The organism is Roseomonas sp. CECT 9278 (genome assembly GCF_918698155.1).
Taxonomy (GTDB): domain Bacteria; phylum Pseudomonadota; class Alphaproteobacteria; order Acetobacterales; family Acetobacteraceae; genus Neoroseomonas.
The window spans coordinates 20,653-35,494 of sequence record NZ_CAKKLX010000010.1; the positions used below are offsets into that span (position 1 = coordinate 20,653).

Genomic DNA, 14,842 nt, shown 5'->3' on the forward strand with positions numbered 1-14,842 from the left:
CAGGGGCATCGACCGCAGCAAGGACCCGCCTGACAATGCTGGAAGGCCTGACCGCGAGGGCCATGGGGGCGCTGCCGCTGTATGCGGTCCGCACCGACGGGCTGACCGCCTTCCTGGGCGATCTTCCCGCCGCCGTCGCGTCGTTCCTGCGCGCAACCGGCTTCACCGCCCGGCCCGGCGAATCCGCGCTGCTGCCCGGCGAGGACGGCCTGGCCGGCGCGGTGGTCGGGATCGGCCAGGACGATGCCCCCTGGGCCTTCGGTGCCCTGCCGCGCAGCCTGCCGGCGGGCACCGCCTGGCGCCTCGCGCCCGGGCCGCAGGATCACGCGCGGGCAACGCTGGGATGGGCGCTCGGGGCCTATCGCCCGCGCCGCCACAAATCCGGCGGGCCTTCGCTGGCGGTGCTCGAGGTCCCGGCGGAAGCAGGGACCGCGGTGGCGACCGCCGAAGCCATCTGCGCCGCGCGCGACCTGATCAACGCCCCGGCGGCCGACCTTGGCCCGGCCGAGCTGGCCGATGCCGTCGCCGCGCTCGCGGCCCGGCACGGCGGCACCTGCGAGGTCGTGATGGGCGACAGCCTGGACCAGGGCTTCCCGGCCGTCGCCGCGGTCGGCCAGGGCAGCCCGCGCGCCCCGCGCGTGGCCGTGCTGCGCTGGACCGGCGCCGAGGGCGGGCCGCTGGTCGCGCTGTGCGGCAAGGGCGTGTGCTTCGATACCGGCGGGCTCGACCTGAAATCCTCCGCCGGCATGCTGCGCATGAAGAAGGACATGGGCGGCGCCGCCGTGGTGCTGGCGGCCGCCGAGATGATCATGCGCGCCGACCTGCCGGTCCGCCTGCTGGTGCTGGTCGGCGCGGTCGAGAACGCCGTCTCCGGCACCGCCATGCGGCCGATGGACGTGCTGCGGACCCGCAAGGGGCTCAAGGTCGAGATCGGCAACACCGACGCCGAGGGGCGCCTGGTGCTGTGCGACCTGCTGACCTTCGCGGCCGAGCAGCAGCCGGCGATGATCCTCGATTGCGCCACGCTGACCGGCGCGGCGCGGGTGGCGCTGGGGCCCGACCTGCCGGCGCTGTTCAGCAACGATGATGCGCTGGCCGCCCGGCTGCTCGCGGCCGGCCAGGCGGTGCACGACCCGATGTGGCGGCTGCCGCTGCATGACGGTTACGATTCCTGGCTCGACAGCCCCTTCGCCGACCTGTCCAACGTCTCGCAGAAGCCGATGGCCGGGGCGGTCACGGCGGCGCTGTTCCTGCGCCGCTTCGTGCCGGCCGAGATCCCCTGGGCGCATCTCGATCTCTATGCCTGGAACGATTCGACCCGGCCGGGCCGGCCCGAGGGCGGCGAGGCCCATTGCGCCAGGGCACTGCACGCCATGGTTGAGGAATTCGCCAGGCCGCACGCAACGACCACCGCCGGCTGATCGTTTCATTCCGTTCAAGGGCCTCCACGGGGGGAGGCCTTCACCACGATGGCGGCATGCCCGCCCAAAGCGTTCCACGAAGGAAGTTGAGACCATGACCACCCACGGCAATCCCGACCAGCAGATCGGCATCCTGCGCGAAACCATCGTCGCCCTGGTGCGTAGCGACGGGCCGGATCTCTCGGCCCGCCAGCTCGCGGTGCTGCTCACCGTCTATCTGGGCGAAGGGCCGCATACCGTGCGCGGCCTGGCGCACGACCTGAACGTGTCGAAGCCGGCGATCACGCGGGCGCTCGACCGGCTGGGCGAGCTCGATCTCGCGCGGCGCAAGGTCGACCCGGCGGATCGGCGGTCGGTGCTGGTGCAGCGCACCCCGAAGGGCACGAATTTCCTGCGCGACCTGCGCGGCGTGATGACCGAGGCGGTGAAGGCGACCGCCGAGGTCCGCCTGCTGCCGGCGCAGACCGAGCCGGCGCTGCGCGCCGTCTGACGCAGGCGCGGGGTGGCCGCCGGACCGCCCCGCCGCCGCGCCTCAATACCCCGCCGAGAAATCGACCAGGTTGATCAGCGGCCGGCCCGCTCGCGCGCGGTGGATGTTCTCCACCACCTGCGGCGCGGCGCTGGACGGGATGGTGATGGACGCCGCATGCGGGGTCATCACCACCTTCGGATGCGACCAGAACGGGCTGTCGGCGGGCAGCGGCTCGGGTTCGAACACATCGAGCGCGGCGCCGGCCAAGTGGCCGGTGTCGAGCGCGGCCAGCACATCGGCCGCGACCTGGTGCCCGCCGCGCGCGGCATTGATCAGGAAGCCGCCGGGCTTCATCGCCGCCAGCAGCTTCGCGTCGATCACCCCGCGGGTCTCGGGTGTCAGCGGCAGCAGGCAGACCAGGATATCGGCCTTGGCCGCCATGGCCAGCAGGCCCTCGGCGCCGTGGAAGCTCTCCACGCCCGCCAGCTGCTTCGGCCGGCGCGACCAGCCCATCACCGGGAAGCCCAGCGCCATCAGCACGCGGGCGGAATCGCTGCCGAGCTCACCCAGGCCAAGGATGCCAATGCGCCGCGCGCTGGTTTCCGGGGCGGGCAGTTCGTGCCAGACCCGGCGCGCCTGCTGGTCGCGGTACTCCGGATCCTGCCGGTGGAAGCGCAGCACGTTCAGCAGCACCCATTCCGTCATGCCCTGGGTCAGGCGCGTATCCAGCAGCCGCGCCACCGGCACGCCCGGCGGGGGCCCCGGTGGGCGGAACAGATGGTCGACGCCCGCGCCCATGGACACGATGACCTTCAGGTTGGGGTAGCGGCGCAGCTCCATCATGTCGTGCGCGGTCCAGACCACCGCGGCCTCGATGTCGGCGGGTTCTCCGGCGTCCGGAAACAGGCGGATCTGCAGCGACGGATCGACCGCCAGCAGCGCATCCTTCCAGTCCTGCATGGTGTGCGCCTTGGTCGAGAGCAGAACGGCCATGTCAGGCGGCATCCTTCAATTCGGTGTCGATCGCGGTGACGAAGTCGCGCCAGGAATTGCGGCCGGTCGCCGCGCGCTCGGTCCCGTCGGGCATCTTGGCATAGAGGCTGAGCACGCCCTTCGCCCAGAGCGCGTCGAAATGCCCCGGCGACTGCAGCGCGAAGGCGGCGGTGCGGTCGAAGACGCCTTCCTTCACCCGCGGCATCACCCGGTACATCCACCACCAGCAGCCGACGCCCAGCACGATGGTGCCGGCCCAGGCGCCCGCCTGCTCGATGCCCAGCGCCGCCAGCGGCGCCCCGCCCCATTTCAGCGCCGCGAAGGACAGCGCGAGGATCAGGCCGGCCGGCCAGACATTCTCCCAGGATTGGTACACCGGCGATCCGGGGGAGTTCATCTTGCGGATATGCACGCCGAGCTTGACGTGTTCGGCATCCATCAGCGCGCGGAGCTTGTCGAGCTCGGAAGACACGTTTCTATGCCCTCAGGCGCCGGGCGCCGGCATGCGCCGGCTTGGCTTGCGCGCCGTGCACTGTTGCGGTGGTGGCGGTGGGCAGCCTGTGCGCGGTCGCGCCGCGCGCTCCCGGATCGCGCAGGCGCGCGATCCGAGTCCCTGTTTGACCCCCCAGCGGCGGCCGCCGGCCATCCGGCCGGCTTGCCTTCGCGCCCTGCGCTGGTGCGCCCGGCGGCCGCGGATGGTTGGGGCAGGGTCGCGCTGTGCGCTCCCGAACCGTGCATGCGCACGATCCGACATCCGTCGGGTCGGTGGGGTGGGCGCGCACGGCGGCGCGGATCATGTCCGCAGGCCGGGCGCGGCTTCTGTCCGGAGGTCGAAAGCGGCTGCCATCAAGGCGCGCGTGTAGGCTTGCCGCGGCGCCTCGACAACCCGGGCGGCCTCGCCTTGCTCGACCACGCGGCCGTCCTTCAGCACGATGATCCGGTGCGCCATGGCGCGCACCACGCGCAGATCATGCGAGATGAACAGGTAGGCGAGCCGATGCTTCGCCTGCAGCCCGCGCAGCAGGTCCACCACCTGCGCCTGCACGCTGACATCAAGCGCGCTGGTTGGTTCGTCCAGCACCAGGAAGCGCGGCTTCAGCACCAGCGCGCGGGCGATGGCGATACGCTGGCGCTGGCCGCCGGAGAATTCATGCGGGTAGCGCTCGGCCATGACGGGGTCGAGGCCGACTTCCTCCAGCGCCGTCGCCACCGCGGCGTGGCGCTGCGCCGCGGTCAGGCCGGGTTCGTGGACGGCCAGGCCCTCGCCGACGATCTCCGCCACGCTCATGCGCGGCGAGAGCGCGCCGTAGGGGTCCTGGAAGACGATCTGCATGCGCCGGCGCAGCGGGCGCAGCGCGGCGCGCGTCAGGCCCTGGATCGAGGCGCCCTCGAAGCGGATCGCGCCCTCGCTGGATTCCAGGCGCAGCATGGCCAGGCCCAGCGTGGTCTTGCCCGACCCGGATTCGCCGACCAGGCCGACCGTCTCGCCCTCGCGCACGCCGAGCGTGACACCATCCACCGCCTTCACCTCGGCGACCACGCGGCGCATCACGCCGCGGCGAATCGGGAAGCGGACCTTGATGTCGTCGCCATGCATGATCTCCGCCGCGCCGTCCGCAACGGGTGCGGGCGCGCCGCGCGGTTCGGTCGCCAGCAGCATGCGCGTGTAGTCGTGCGCGGGCGTGGCAAACACGCGGCTGACGGCGCCCTGTTCCACCGCGCGGCCATCCTTCATCACCACCACATGATCGGCGTGCTTCTTCACGATGTTGAGGTCGTGGGTGATGAGCAGCAGCGCCATGCCGAGCTCACGCTTCAACTGCTCCAGCAATTCCAGGATCTGCGCCTGGATGGTGACGTCGAGCGCGGTGGTGGGCTCGTCCGCGATCAGCAGCTTCGGGTCGTTGGCGAGCGCAGCCGCGATCATCACGCGCTGGCGCTGCCCGCCCGACAACTGGTGCGGATAAGCGCCGAGCCGCTCCTCCGCCTTGGGAAACCCGGCACGGCGCAGCAATTCGATGATGCGCGCGCGCAGCGCATCGCCTGCCATCGGCTGGTGCAGCGTGATCGCCTCGCCCACCTGGCGACCGACCGTATGCAACGGGTTCAGCGAGGTCATGGGCTCCTGGAACACCATGCCCGCGACGCCACCGCGCAGGCGGCGCAGCTCGCGTTCCGGGGCGCCCAGCACATCGACGCCGTCCAGCGTGATGCGCCCTGCCGGATTGCTGCCCGCGCTCGGCAGCAGGCCAAGGCAGGACAGCGCGGTGACCGACTTGCCCGACCCGCTCTCTCCGACCAACGCGACGGACTGCCCGGGATCGACCGTGAAGGACGCGCCCTCGACCACGCGCTTCGCGCCGAAGGCGACGGTGAGGTTCTCCACACGCAGCAGAGGATTCTCGGCGCGGCGCGGCCGATTCAGCTCTCCACGCCCCTCGGCGCTGCGACCATCGGACGCGCTCATCGCCCCCCCCCCGGCAGCTTGCGCGGGTCGAAGGCGTCGCGCACCGCCTCGCCCACGAAGGTCAGCAGCGTGAGCATGGTGCCGAGCACGAAGAAGCCGGTCAGCGCCAGCCACGGCGCCGTCAGGTTGTCCTTGCCCTGGTTCACCAGCTCACCCAACGAGGGCGAGCCCGGCGGCAGCCCGAAGCCCAGGAAGTCCAGCGAGACCAGGACCGTGACAGACCCCGCCAGGATGAACGGCAGGAAGGTGAGTGTCGCGACCATCGCATTGGGCAGGATGTGCCGCACCATGATGGCGGCATGCGAGACACCCAGCGCATTCGCCGCGCGCACGTAGTCCAGGTTGCGCCCGCGCAGGAACTCCGCACGCACCACGCCCGTCAGCCCCATCCAGGAGAACAACAGCAGGAAGGTCAGCAGCACCCAGAACGAAGGTTCGATCACGCTGGCCAGGATGATCAGCAGGTACAGCTGCGGCATCCCCGACCACAATTCGATGAAGCGCTGGAAATACAGGTCGATGGCACCGCCGAAATACCCCTGCACCGCCCCCGCCGCGATGCCGATGATGGAACTGACGATGGTCAACGTGAAGCCGAACAGCACCGAGATGCGGAAGCCGTAGATCACCCGCGCCACCACGTCCCGCCCCTTGTCATCCGTGCCGAGCCAATTGCGCGCCGTCGGCGGCGAGGGCAGCGGATGATCAAGGTCGCGCACGATCGAATAATAGGTGAAGCGTACCGGCGGCCACACCGCCCATCCGCCGGCCGTCTCGAAATCCTTCAGGAAGTCCCGGTCCTGCCAATAGTCGCTGCCGGTCGGCAGGCCATCGGGCACCAGGTCGGTCTCGGCATAATCCGCCACCACGGGGAAGAACCACTGGTCGTTCACCCGCGCGACCAAGGGGCGGTCATTCGCGATGAACTCCGCGAACAACGTCAGCACGAAAATCACGGCAAAGATCACCGCCGACCAATACCCCCGACGATTGGCCCGGAAATTCGCGATGCGACGGCGCGTGAGCGGGGTGAGCGTCATGGCGCGGGGCGCTCCGCAGGGAGGGCTTTGCCCTCCCCGAACCCCACCCACCAAGGGCTTAAGGCCCTTGGAACCCTCGACTTGATCGGGGGAATTGGGAAGGGGCATGGCGATCCCGTGGCGGAGGCGGCACCGTCGGTGCCCCTCCCCAATTCCCCCGATTCAAAGCCCGCGGTCCAGGGGGCCGTAGCCCCCTGGTGGGGGGTGCAGGGGGGCAAAGCCCGCTTGCGAACGCCCGGCGCCAAGCCGCTCATCGCCGCGCCTCGAAGTCGATGCGCGGGTCCACCAGGGTGTAGGTGAAGTCGCTGATGATCTGCATGACCAGGCCCAGCAGCGTGAAGATGTAGAGTGTGCCGAACATGATCGGGTAGTCGCGCCGTGTTGCGGCCTGGAAGCCCAGCAGGCCGAGGCCGTCGAGCGAGAAGACGATTTCGATCAGCAAGGCGCCGGTGAACAGCATGCCGATGAAGGCCGCCGGGAAGCCGGCGATGATGATGAGCATGGCGTTGCGGAAGACGTGGCCGTAGAGCACGCGGTGTTCGCCGGCCCCCTTGGCGCGCGCGGTGACCACGTATTGCTTGCCGATCTCGTCCAGGAAGGAGTTCTTGGTCAGCATCGTCAGCCCGGCGAAGCCGCCGATCACCAGCGCGAGCGTGGGCAGCGCCATGTGCCAGGCGTAGTCGATGGCGCGTTGCCAGAGCGGCCAGTCGGCGGAGCCCGAGGATGTCAGTCCGCGCAGCGGGAAGATCTGCAGGAAGGAGCCGCCGGCGAACAGCACGATCAGCAGCACGGCGAACAGGAAGCCCGGGATGGCGTAGCCCACCAGCACGATGCCGGAGGTCGCGACATCGAAGCGCGACCCGTCGCGCACGGCCTTGCGGATGCCCAGCGGGATCGAGATCAGGTAGATGATGAGGGTCGACCACAGCCCGATCGACAATGAGACGGGCATCTTCTCGATGATGAGGTCGAGCACCGGGCGGTCCTGGAACAGGGACCGGCCGAAGTCGAAGGTCGCATAGCCGCGCAGCATGTCCCAGAAGCGCACATGGGCTGGCTTGTCGAAGCCGAAGGCGCGTTCGATCTCGGCGACGATGGCGGGGTCCAGGCCGCGCGCGCCGCGATAGGTGCCGGCCGGGCCGCCGCTGCTCGCGCCGCTGCCGGCGGTGGGTGGGCGCACATCGCCGCCGCCCTCGCCGGTGATGCGCCCGAGGGTCGATTGCCCTTCCCCGCGCAGTTCGGCCAGCATCTGTTCGACCGGCCCGCCAGGGGCGAACTGCACTACGGCGAAGTTGATGATGAGGATGCCGAGCAGCGTCGGCACCACCAGCAGCAGCCGGCGGATCAGATAGGCGCCCATGGCGGCGCTACCCGCGTCGCGCTTCGGCCAGCGCGCGTTCGCGCGCCGGGTCGATCCACCAGGCCTGCGGGAAGCCCAGCCCGAAGCGCGGGTTGCGTTCCGGCCGGCCGAACTTGTCCCAGAAGGCGATGCGGAAGACGCGGCTGTGCCAATGCGGCACGACGAAATTGTGGTGCTGCAGCACGCGGTCCAGCGCGCGGGTGCGCGCCACCAGCTCGTCGTAGTTGGGCGCGCCGATCACGAGCTCCACGAGCGCGTCGATGGCGGGATCGGCGATGCCGGCGACGTTCTGGCTGCCGTTCTCGCGCGCCTTGGCGCTGCTGAAATAGTCGCGCTGCTCATTGCCCGGGGAGAAGCCCTGGCCCATCGAATCGACCGTCATGTCGTAGTCGAAGGCGTCGACGCGCACCTGGTACTGTGCGGGGTCCACCGTGCGCACCCGCGCGCTGATACCCACGCGTTCCAGCCACTGCACGTAGGGCAGCGCCACGCGTTCGAAGGTGGCGCCCTGCAGCAGGATCTCGAATTCGAAGCGCTGGCCCTGCGCGTTCACCAGGCGGCGGTCGCGCACGGTCCAGCCGGCCTCGCGCAGCAGCGCCAGCGCGCGTCGGGCGCCTTCGCGGTTGTTGCCCGACCCGTCGGTGACGGGAAGCTTGTATTCCTCGGTGAAGACGGTGGCCGGGATGCGGCCGCGGAAGCCTTCGAGGATCGCGAGTTCCCTGCCTTCCGGCAGGCCGCGCGCGGCGAAGTCGGAATTCGAGAAGAAGGAGGATGTCCGCGCATAGGCCCCGTAGAACAGGTTCGCGTTCATCCATTCATAGTCGAACACCTCGATCAGCGCGCGGCGCACGCGGGCATCCTGGAACAGCGGGCGGCGCAGGTTGACCGCGAAGCACTGCATGCCGGTGGGGATCTCGTGCGGGATTTCCTCGCGCTTCACCAGGTTGCGCCGGGCGGCGGGGAAGTCGTAGCCGGTCGACCAGTCGCGCGCGATGTTCTCGGTGCGGAAGTCGGACTGGCCGGCCTTGAAGGCCTCGAAGGCGACGGTGGTGTCGCGGAAATACTCGTAGCGCAGGGTGTCGAAATTGTTCAGGCCGCGCCGCACGCCCAGGTCGCGAGCCCAGTAGTCCTCGACGCGGCGATACACCACGGAGCGGTTGGCCTCGAAGCGGTCCAGCCGATAGGGGCCGGAGCCCAGCGGCACATCCATCGAGGGGCGGGCGAAGTCGCGTCCTTCCCAGAAATGCCTCGGCAGCACCGGCAGGTCGCCCAGGATCTGCGCCAGCTCGCGGTTGTCGGCATCCTTGAAGCGGAACACCACGCGCTTCGGGCTCTCGGCCACCACCTCGGTCACGTCGGCCCAATAGGCGCGGAAGAAGGGGCGGCCCTGGGTGCGCAGCGCGTTGAAGGTGAAGACCACGTCCTCGGCGGTGACCGGGCGGCCATCGTGCCAGCGCGCGGTCTCGCGCAGTTCGAAGGCCACGCCGCGGCGGTCGGCGGGCAGTTCCACCGTCTCGGCGAGCAGCCCGTATTCGGCGGTCGCTTCATCCGGGTTGCCGGCCATCAGCGTGTCGTAGATCAGCGGGATGCCGGCATCCGAGGTGCCGCGCAGGATATAGGGATTGAAGCTGTCGAAGGACCCGAGGCGGGCCAGCACCACCTCGCCGCCCTTCGGTGCCGCGGGGTTGGCCCAGGGCCAATGCGGGAAGCCGGCCGGCAGCGTCGGCTCGGCCAGCAGCGAGAGCGCATGGGTGCGCACCACCTGGCCGGGCTTGTCGCCGCCGGCGGGGACCACCGCGCGCGCGCCGCCGGGCAGCGGAAGGGTCAGGCCGAGGGCGCCGAGCGCCAGGAGGTGTCGACGGTTCATCTGACCAGGATGGGGGTTCGATCCGGTCGCGGCAACGTCCGCGCGACTACCGATCGGTAAGCAGGCGCACGGCCTCGGCCAGCAGGGCCGGGTCGCCGACCGCCAGCACGCGGCCATCGGCGGCCGCGGTCAGCGCTTCGCCGTGCCAGCCGGTGACGCGGCCGCCCGCACCCTCGACCACCGGCACCAGCGCCGCCCAGTCCCAGATCTTCATCGTGGCATCGACCACGATGTCGACCAGGCCGATCGCCAGCAGGCCATAGGCGTAGCAGTCGCCGCCCCAGGTGACGCGCCGGGCGGCGGCGCGGATGCGCTCGAAGCCTGGCCGGTCGGCGGGCAGGAACATGTCGGGGCTGGTGCAGGACAGTTCGGCGTCACCCACCGCGGCGCAGGGCCGGCACGCCGCCACCCCGCCGATCGGCGCGCGGAAGCGGGTCGGCCGCCCGGCCACGCCCAGCCAGCGTTCCCCGGTGACCGGCTGGTCGATGATGCCGAGCACCGGCACGCCCCGGTGCAGCAGGCCGATCAGGCTGCCGAACAGCGGCCGGCCGGTGACGAAGGCGCGGGTGCCGTCGATCGGGTCCAGCACCCAGACCCATTCGGCGTGGGCGCGATCCTCGCCATGTTCCTCGCCGATCACGCCATGGGAGGGGAAGCGGGCGGCGATCAGGGCGCGGATCGCGGCCTCGGCGTCGCGGTCGGCCTTGGTGACGGGGCTGGCATCGCCCTTGGCCTCGACCAGCAGGGGCGAGCGGAACAGCGGGCGGATCACCGCGCCGGCGGCGTCGGCGAAGTCCTCGGCAGCGGCGATGATGTCGTCCGGAACCATGCGATGCTTCCCTGCACTGTCACCATGACGCGGATAGCGCCCCGCGCGATCCGGGAGCGCACGGCGCGATCGCGCCCACGCTGTCCCCTGCGCCAGGCGCACCGGTGCGGGGCGCCAAAGCCTGGCCGCCGGATGGCGGCGCCGGCGACTAAGGCCCAAAAAAAGCGGATCGGGGCATTGCCTCGATCCGGTAGCGCACGGCGCGACCGCGCCCAGACCGTCAGCCGCTGCCAGTGCACCAGCGCATGGCGCGCAAGCCAAGCCGGCGGATGCCGGCGCCCGGCGCTTGAGGGCTCGAAAGAACTACGGCGCCGGGGCGTTCGGCGAGATCGACCGCAGATACGCGATCAGGTCCGCCCGCTGCGCCGTGTTCGACAGCCCGGCATAGGACATCCGGTTGCCCGGCGCATAGGTGCGAGGGCTGTGGATCCAGGCGTTCAGTTCCTCGTAGGTCCAGGGCTTGTCCGCCATGCCGCGGATCGCCGCGGAGTAGTTGAAGCCGTCCGCATGGGCGTGCTTGGCGCCGACGATGCCGTACAGGTTCGGCCCGACGCCGGCGCGCCCGCCCTCGTTGAAGGAATGGCAGGATGCGCATTGCCGCTGCGCGATCTGCTGGCCGTTCGCCACATTGGCCGCGGCGAGCAGCGGGGTGATCGGGTCGAGCGCGGGGGCCGCCGGCGCCGCGGCGGCCGGCGCGGCTTCGCCCCCCACCGAGATGGCGGCATGGTGCGGGCGCTTCGGATGCACCAGCAGGCTGCCCACGAAGCCGGCGAGGCCGAAGGTGACACCGGCGGTCAGCACCGCCGCGATGATCTTGTTGCCTTCGAGGTTGGTCGCCATGCCGATCGCAGCCCTTCACAGCCCTGGCCCGGCGCGCGTTTGCGCCACGGGTCCGCCTTGCCTAAAACGCGCCGGACCATAGTGCCCGGCCTGCCGCCAGACAACCACCCCGCACCTTCAATCCCGGAGCCGCACGCTTGCGCCCCATCGTCGTGATTCCCGCCCGCATGGCGGCCACCAGGCTGCCGGGCAAGCCGCTGGCCGATATCGGCGGCCGGCCGATGATCGCCCATGTGCTGGACCGCGCACGCGAGGCCGGCATCGGCCCGCTGGCCGTCGCCGCCGGGGAGCCCGAGATCGTGGCCGCCGCTGAGGCCGCCGGCGCCCAGGCGGTGCTGGTGGCCGACGACGTGCCCTCGGGCACCGACCGCGTGCAGCGCGCGATGGCGGTGCTGGACCCCGAGGGCCGCTACGACGTGGTGGTGAACCTGCAGGGCGATTTCCCGACCATCGCGCCCGCCACGCTGCGCGCGGTGCTGGACCCGCTGGCCGACCCGGCGGTGGATATCGGCACGCTGGTCTGCCCGATCGCGGATGAGGAGGAGGCGAATACGCCATCCTTCGTGAAGGCCGCCTGCGCCTTCGATGGCGAGGCGCGCGTCGCGCCCGCGCTGTATTTCTCGCGCCTGCCGATCCCCTGGGGGGATGGGCCGCGCTGGCATCATATCGGGGTCTATGCGTATCGGCGCGCCGCGCTCGACCGCTTCGTGCGGCTGCCCGCCAGCCCGCTGGAACTGCGCGAGAAGCTCGAACAACTGCGCGCGCTCGAGGCCGGCATGCGCATCGCCGCGGCGCGGGTGGACCATGGCCCCTTCGGTGTCGATACGGCGCACGACCTCGATCGGGCGCGGAGTCTGTTGGCGTCGCGCGGTGGAGATTGATCTTGCCCTCGGACGGCGGGCGATGGCCGGCCTGGGCACGGTCGCGCTTCGTGCTCCCGGACCGAGGCAGGACCTCGGTCCACAATCCTTGATGTCCAGGTGACTCCATGACCGCCAAGACCATCGCCTTCCAGGGCATGCCCGGGGCCTATTCCGACCTGGCGTGCCGCGCCGCCTATCCGGGCTGGACCACCCTGCCCTGCCCGTCCTTCGAGGCGGCGATGGCGGCGCTGCGCGAAGGCCGCTGCGAACTGGCCATGCTGCCCTGCGAGAATTCGCTGGCCGGGCGCGTGCCGGACATCCACCGGCTGCTGCCCGAATCCGGGCTGTACGTGATCGGCGAGCATTTCCAGCGTGTCGAGCACTGCCTGCTGGCGCCGAAAGGCGCGACCCTGGCGACTCTCAAGCGCGCGCATAGCCATCCGGTGGCCCTCGGGCAAATCCTGCGGCTGCTGAAGGAGCGCAACCTGGCGCCGGTGATCGAGGCCGACACCGCCGGCGCGGCGCAGATCATCGCGCAGCGCGGCAACATCGAGGACGCCGCGGTCGCGTCCGAGCTCGCGGCCGAGATCTACGGGCTGGAAATCCTGCTGCGGAACGTCGAGGACGAGGCGCACAACACGACGCGCTTCTACGTGATGTCGCGCGATCGCGTGTATCCGCCGCTGGAGGCCCCCGACACGGTCACCACCTTCGTCTTCCGCGTCCGGTCGGTGCCGGCCGCGCTTTACAAGGCGCTGGGCGGCTTCGCGACGAATGGCGTGAACATGACGAAGCTGGAATCCTACATGGTGGGCGGGCGGTTCTCGGCCACGCAGTTCCTGTGCGACGTGGACGGCCACCCGGACAGCCCGGCGCTGCGGCGTGCCTTCGAGGAGCTGGAATTCTTCACCAAGGAATTCCGCATCCTGGGCGCGTATCCGGCCCATGCGTACAGGCTGGAGCAGGCGGCGGCGGGGGATTAGGCCGGCTCCCGACCAGATGGGGTCATCGGGTCGGGCAAGGATGCCCGCGCAGGCATCGCACCGGCGGCATCGCGGCGCAGCACGGCCGGCGATCCGGCTGCCGCAGGGAGCGGGCGTCCGCGTCGTCGCGGCTTGGCCTGGAGCGGTTCAAAACCGCCGCAACGGCACCCGCCACGCCAGCACCGCCCCCACCGCCGTCAGCACCGCCGCCGTGGCGAACAGCCCGCGGAACGCCTCCGCCAATTCGCCGCGCAACGCCGCCGCCGCCGCCGGCCGCAGCGCCGCCAGGTAGGCCGGCCCCTCTGCCACCAGCCGCTGGAAGGCCGCCCCTGACCCCGTGGCGCCCACCGCCATGAACACCACCGCCGCCACCAGCGCCGTGCCCGTCGCCGCGCCGATATTGCGGGAGAACGCCACCCCGGCCGAGGCCGCGCCCAGCCTCTCCCGCCCCGCCGCCGCCTGCGCCGTCACCTGCACGATCGGGAAGGAGGTGCCGGCGCAGAACCCCGCCGCCGCCAGCAGCGGCAGGAAGACGGGCAGCGGCAGGTCGGCGGCGACCACCGCCAGCACCGCCCACAGCGTCGCGCCGACGGGCAGGAACAGCGTCGGCCAGCGCATGGCCTGCCCGGTGCGCGCCACCATCCGCCCGGCGAAGAACGCGCCGGACGCCCCGCCCACCGACATCGCCACCAGCATCAGCCCCGAAGGCCCCGGCGCCATCCCGCGCACCGTCTGCAGCCAGGCCGGCAGGAACGAGATCATGCCGACCTGCGCCCCCACCACGCAGGCCGAGAGCAGGTAGGCCCGCCAGATCGACGCCTCGCCGAACACCGCGAGCGGCAGCAGCGGGTCGCGCGCCGCGCGCTCGATCCGCAGCAGCAGGACCACCGCCGCCGCCCCGATCACCGCGAGCCCCACCGCCAGCGGCGCCAGCGTGGGGTCCAGCCGCCGCGCGCGGTCCAGCGCCACCAGCGCGCAGCCCACCGCCACCACGAAGACCGCCAGCCCCGCCCAGTCGAAGCGCAGCGGCGCATCGCGGCGCGCCGGCGGCACCGCGGCCAGCCGCCGCGCCAGCACGGCGCAGGCCGCCGCCACCGGCAGCAGCACCAGGAAGACCGACCGCCAGCCCAGGAACTGCGTGGCATAGCCGCCGATCACCGGCCCGCTGGCGGACGCAAATGCAAACGACCCCGCGATCCAGGCCTGGTAGCGGCCACGCTCGCGCGGCGGCAGCGCCTCGCCGATCAGCGCCTGTGCCAGCGTCAGCAGCGCCCCGCCGCCGAAGCCCTGGACGATGCGCGCGCCGACCAGCACCGGCAGGTTCGGCGCCAGCGCGCAGCCCAGACAGCCGGCGGCGAAGATGGCAAGTGCGACGAACAGCAGCCGCCGGCGCCCGAACACGTCGCCCAATTGCCCGAAGACCGGCGCCGCGCAGGTCGCGGCCACCAGGTAGGCGACCAGGATCCACGATACCCGCTCGATCCCGCCCAGCTCCGCGGCAATGGCCGGCAGCGCGGTGGCGACGATGGTCTGGTCGATCGCCGACAGGAAGATGGTCAGCGCAATGCCTGGGAAGGCGCGCAGGAAGCGTGCGCGGACGTCGTCGGTCATGCGGCTGCCAGGCCGGCGGCTGGGCGCGTCACCGCCCCCCACCCGGCGTGCGCTCGTTCGCGATGGCAGGCACGACCCATCGCGCCAGCGCACCAT

13 protein-coding genes are annotated in these 14,842 nt (G+C 71.3%); 4 read left to right on the forward strand and 9 right to left on the reverse strand.

Annotated elements, in window-relative coordinates:
• The first annotated feature begins 35 nt into the window (after positions 1-35).
• Together LQ222_RS08915 and LQ222_RS08920 are read left to right on the forward strand one after the other, a co-directional pair.
• Positions 36-1,421, forward strand: a complete 1,386-nt coding sequence (locus tag LQ222_RS08915; protein WP_230165887.1) for a M17 family metallopeptidase — start codon at positions 36-38, stop codon at positions 1,419-1,421.
• Positions 1,422-1,515: 94 nt separating this feature from the next.
• On the forward strand, positions 1,516-1,911 hold the full coding sequence (locus tag LQ222_RS08920; protein ID WP_230165889.1) for a MarR family transcriptional regulator: 396 nt from the start codon (positions 1,516-1,518) through the stop codon (positions 1,909-1,911).
• Positions 1,912-1,953: 42 nt separating this feature from the next.
• On the opposite strand, the gene LQ222_RS08925 is transcribed toward LQ222_RS08920, so the two are convergent.
• The 8 genes from LQ222_RS08925 to LQ222_RS08960 all read right to left on the reverse strand — a co-directional run bounded on the left by LQ222_RS08925 (position 1,954) and on the right by LQ222_RS08960 (position 11,289).
• Complete coding sequence (locus tag LQ222_RS08925) at positions 1,954-2,886, reverse strand: glyoxylate/hydroxypyruvate reductase A (protein ID WP_230165891.1); 933 nt, start codon at positions 2,884-2,886, stop codon at positions 1,954-1,956.
• A 1-nt stretch (position 2,887) separates the two neighbouring features.
• Positions 2,888-3,358 (reverse strand): hypothetical protein, encoded by a 471-nt coding sequence (locus LQ222_RS08930; protein ID WP_230165893.1) that lies wholly within the window; start codon positions 3,356-3,358, stop codon positions 2,888-2,890.
• Between the two features lie 321 nt (positions 3,359-3,679).
• Positions 3,680-5,353, reverse strand: a complete 1,674-nt coding sequence (locus LQ222_RS08935) for an ABC transporter ATP-binding protein (RefSeq protein ID WP_230165895.1) — start codon at positions 5,351-5,353, stop codon at positions 3,680-3,682.
• A complete protein-coding gene (locus LQ222_RS08940) occupies positions 5,350-6,393 on the reverse strand; it encodes an ABC transporter permease (protein WP_230165897.1) in 1,044 nt (347 codons plus the stop codon). Before LQ222_RS08940 ends, LQ222_RS08935 begins: the two co-directional genes overlap by 4 nt.
• A gap of 250 nt (positions 6,394-6,643) precedes the next feature.
• Positions 6,644-7,753 carry a microcin C ABC transporter permease YejB gene (locus LQ222_RS08945; protein WP_230165899.1) on the reverse strand — a complete coding sequence of 370 codons (1,110 nt, stop codon included), beginning with the start codon at positions 7,751-7,753 and terminating at the stop codon, positions 6,644-6,646.
• Positions 7,754-7,760: 7 nt separating this feature from the next.
• Positions 7,761-9,620 carry an extracellular solute-binding protein gene (locus tag LQ222_RS08950; protein WP_230165901.1) on the reverse strand — a complete coding sequence of 620 codons (1,860 nt, stop codon included), beginning with the start codon at positions 9,618-9,620 and terminating at the stop codon, positions 7,761-7,763.
• 46 nt (positions 9,621-9,666) lie between these two features.
• Positions 9,667-10,449: a histidinol-phosphatase gene (gene hisN / locus LQ222_RS08955; RefSeq protein WP_230165902.1), complete on the reverse strand. Its 783-nt coding sequence runs from the start codon at positions 10,447-10,449 to the stop codon at positions 9,667-9,669.
• Between the two features lie 303 nt (positions 10,450-10,752).
• Positions 10,753-11,289, reverse strand: coding sequence for a cytochrome c family protein (locus LQ222_RS08960; RefSeq protein ID WP_230165904.1), 537 nt, complete (start codon positions 11,287-11,289; stop codon positions 10,753-10,755).
• Between the two features lie 137 nt (positions 11,290-11,426).
• On the opposite strand from LQ222_RS08960, the gene LQ222_RS08965 reads away from it, so the two are divergent.
• Both LQ222_RS08965 and LQ222_RS08970 read left to right on the forward strand, forming a co-directional pair.
• Positions 11,427-12,170 carry a 3-deoxy-manno-octulosonate cytidylyltransferase gene (locus tag LQ222_RS08965; RefSeq protein ID WP_230165906.1) on the forward strand — a complete coding sequence of 248 codons (744 nt, stop codon included), beginning with the start codon at positions 11,427-11,429 and terminating at the stop codon, positions 12,168-12,170.
• Between the two features lie 107 nt (positions 12,171-12,277).
• Positions 12,278-13,135 carry a prephenate dehydratase gene (locus LQ222_RS08970; protein WP_230165907.1) on the forward strand — a complete coding sequence of 286 codons (858 nt, stop codon included), beginning with the start codon at positions 12,278-12,280 and terminating at the stop codon, positions 13,133-13,135.
• Between the two features lie 147 nt (positions 13,136-13,282).
• Here the strand turns inward: LQ222_RS08970 and LQ222_RS08975 are convergent, their stop codons facing one another.
• Positions 13,283-14,746 carry an MFS transporter gene (locus LQ222_RS08975; RefSeq protein ID WP_230165908.1) on the reverse strand — a complete coding sequence of 488 codons (1,464 nt, stop codon included), beginning with the start codon at positions 14,744-14,746 and terminating at the stop codon, positions 13,283-13,285.
• Between the last annotated feature and the right edge of the window lie 96 nt (positions 14,747-14,842).

Coding starts and splice junctions, on each gene's coding strand:
- LQ222_RS08915 (WP_230165887.1), top strand. CDS start 36: ATGCTGGAAGGCCTGACCGCGAGGGCCATGGGGGCGCTGCCGCTGTAT.
- LQ222_RS08935 (WP_230165895.1), bottom strand. CDS start 5,353: ATGAGCGCGTCCGATGGTCGCAGCGCCGAGGGGCGTGGAGAGCTGAAT.
- LQ222_RS08975 (WP_230165908.1), bottom strand. CDS start 14,746: ATGACCGACGACGTCCGCGCACGCTTCCTGCGCGCCTTCCCAGGCATT.
- hisN (WP_230165902.1), bottom strand. CDS start 10,449: ATGGTTCCGGACGACATCATCGCCGCTGCCGAGGACTTCGCCGACGCC.
- LQ222_RS08925 (WP_230165891.1), bottom strand. CDS start 2,886: ATGGCCGTTCTGCTCTCGACCAAGGCGCACACCATGCAGGACTGGAAG.
- LQ222_RS08920 (WP_230165889.1), top strand. CDS start 1,516: ATGACCACCCACGGCAATCCCGACCAGCAGATCGGCATCCTGCGCGAA.
- LQ222_RS08940 (WP_230165897.1), bottom strand. CDS start 6,393: ATGACGCTCACCCCGCTCACGCGCCGTCGCATCGCGAATTTCCGGGCC.
- LQ222_RS08970 (WP_230165907.1), top strand. CDS start 12,278: ATGACCGCCAAGACCATCGCCTTCCAGGGCATGCCCGGGGCCTATTCC.
- LQ222_RS08945 (WP_230165899.1), bottom strand. CDS start 7,753: ATGGGCGCCTATCTGATCCGCCGGCTGCTGCTGGTGGTGCCGACGCTG.
- LQ222_RS08950 (WP_230165901.1), bottom strand. CDS start 9,620: ATGAACCGTCGACACCTCCTGGCGCTCGGCGCCCTCGGCCTGACCCTT.
- LQ222_RS08960 (WP_230165904.1), bottom strand. CDS start 11,289: ATGGCGACCAACCTCGAAGGCAACAAGATCATCGCGGCGGTGCTGACC.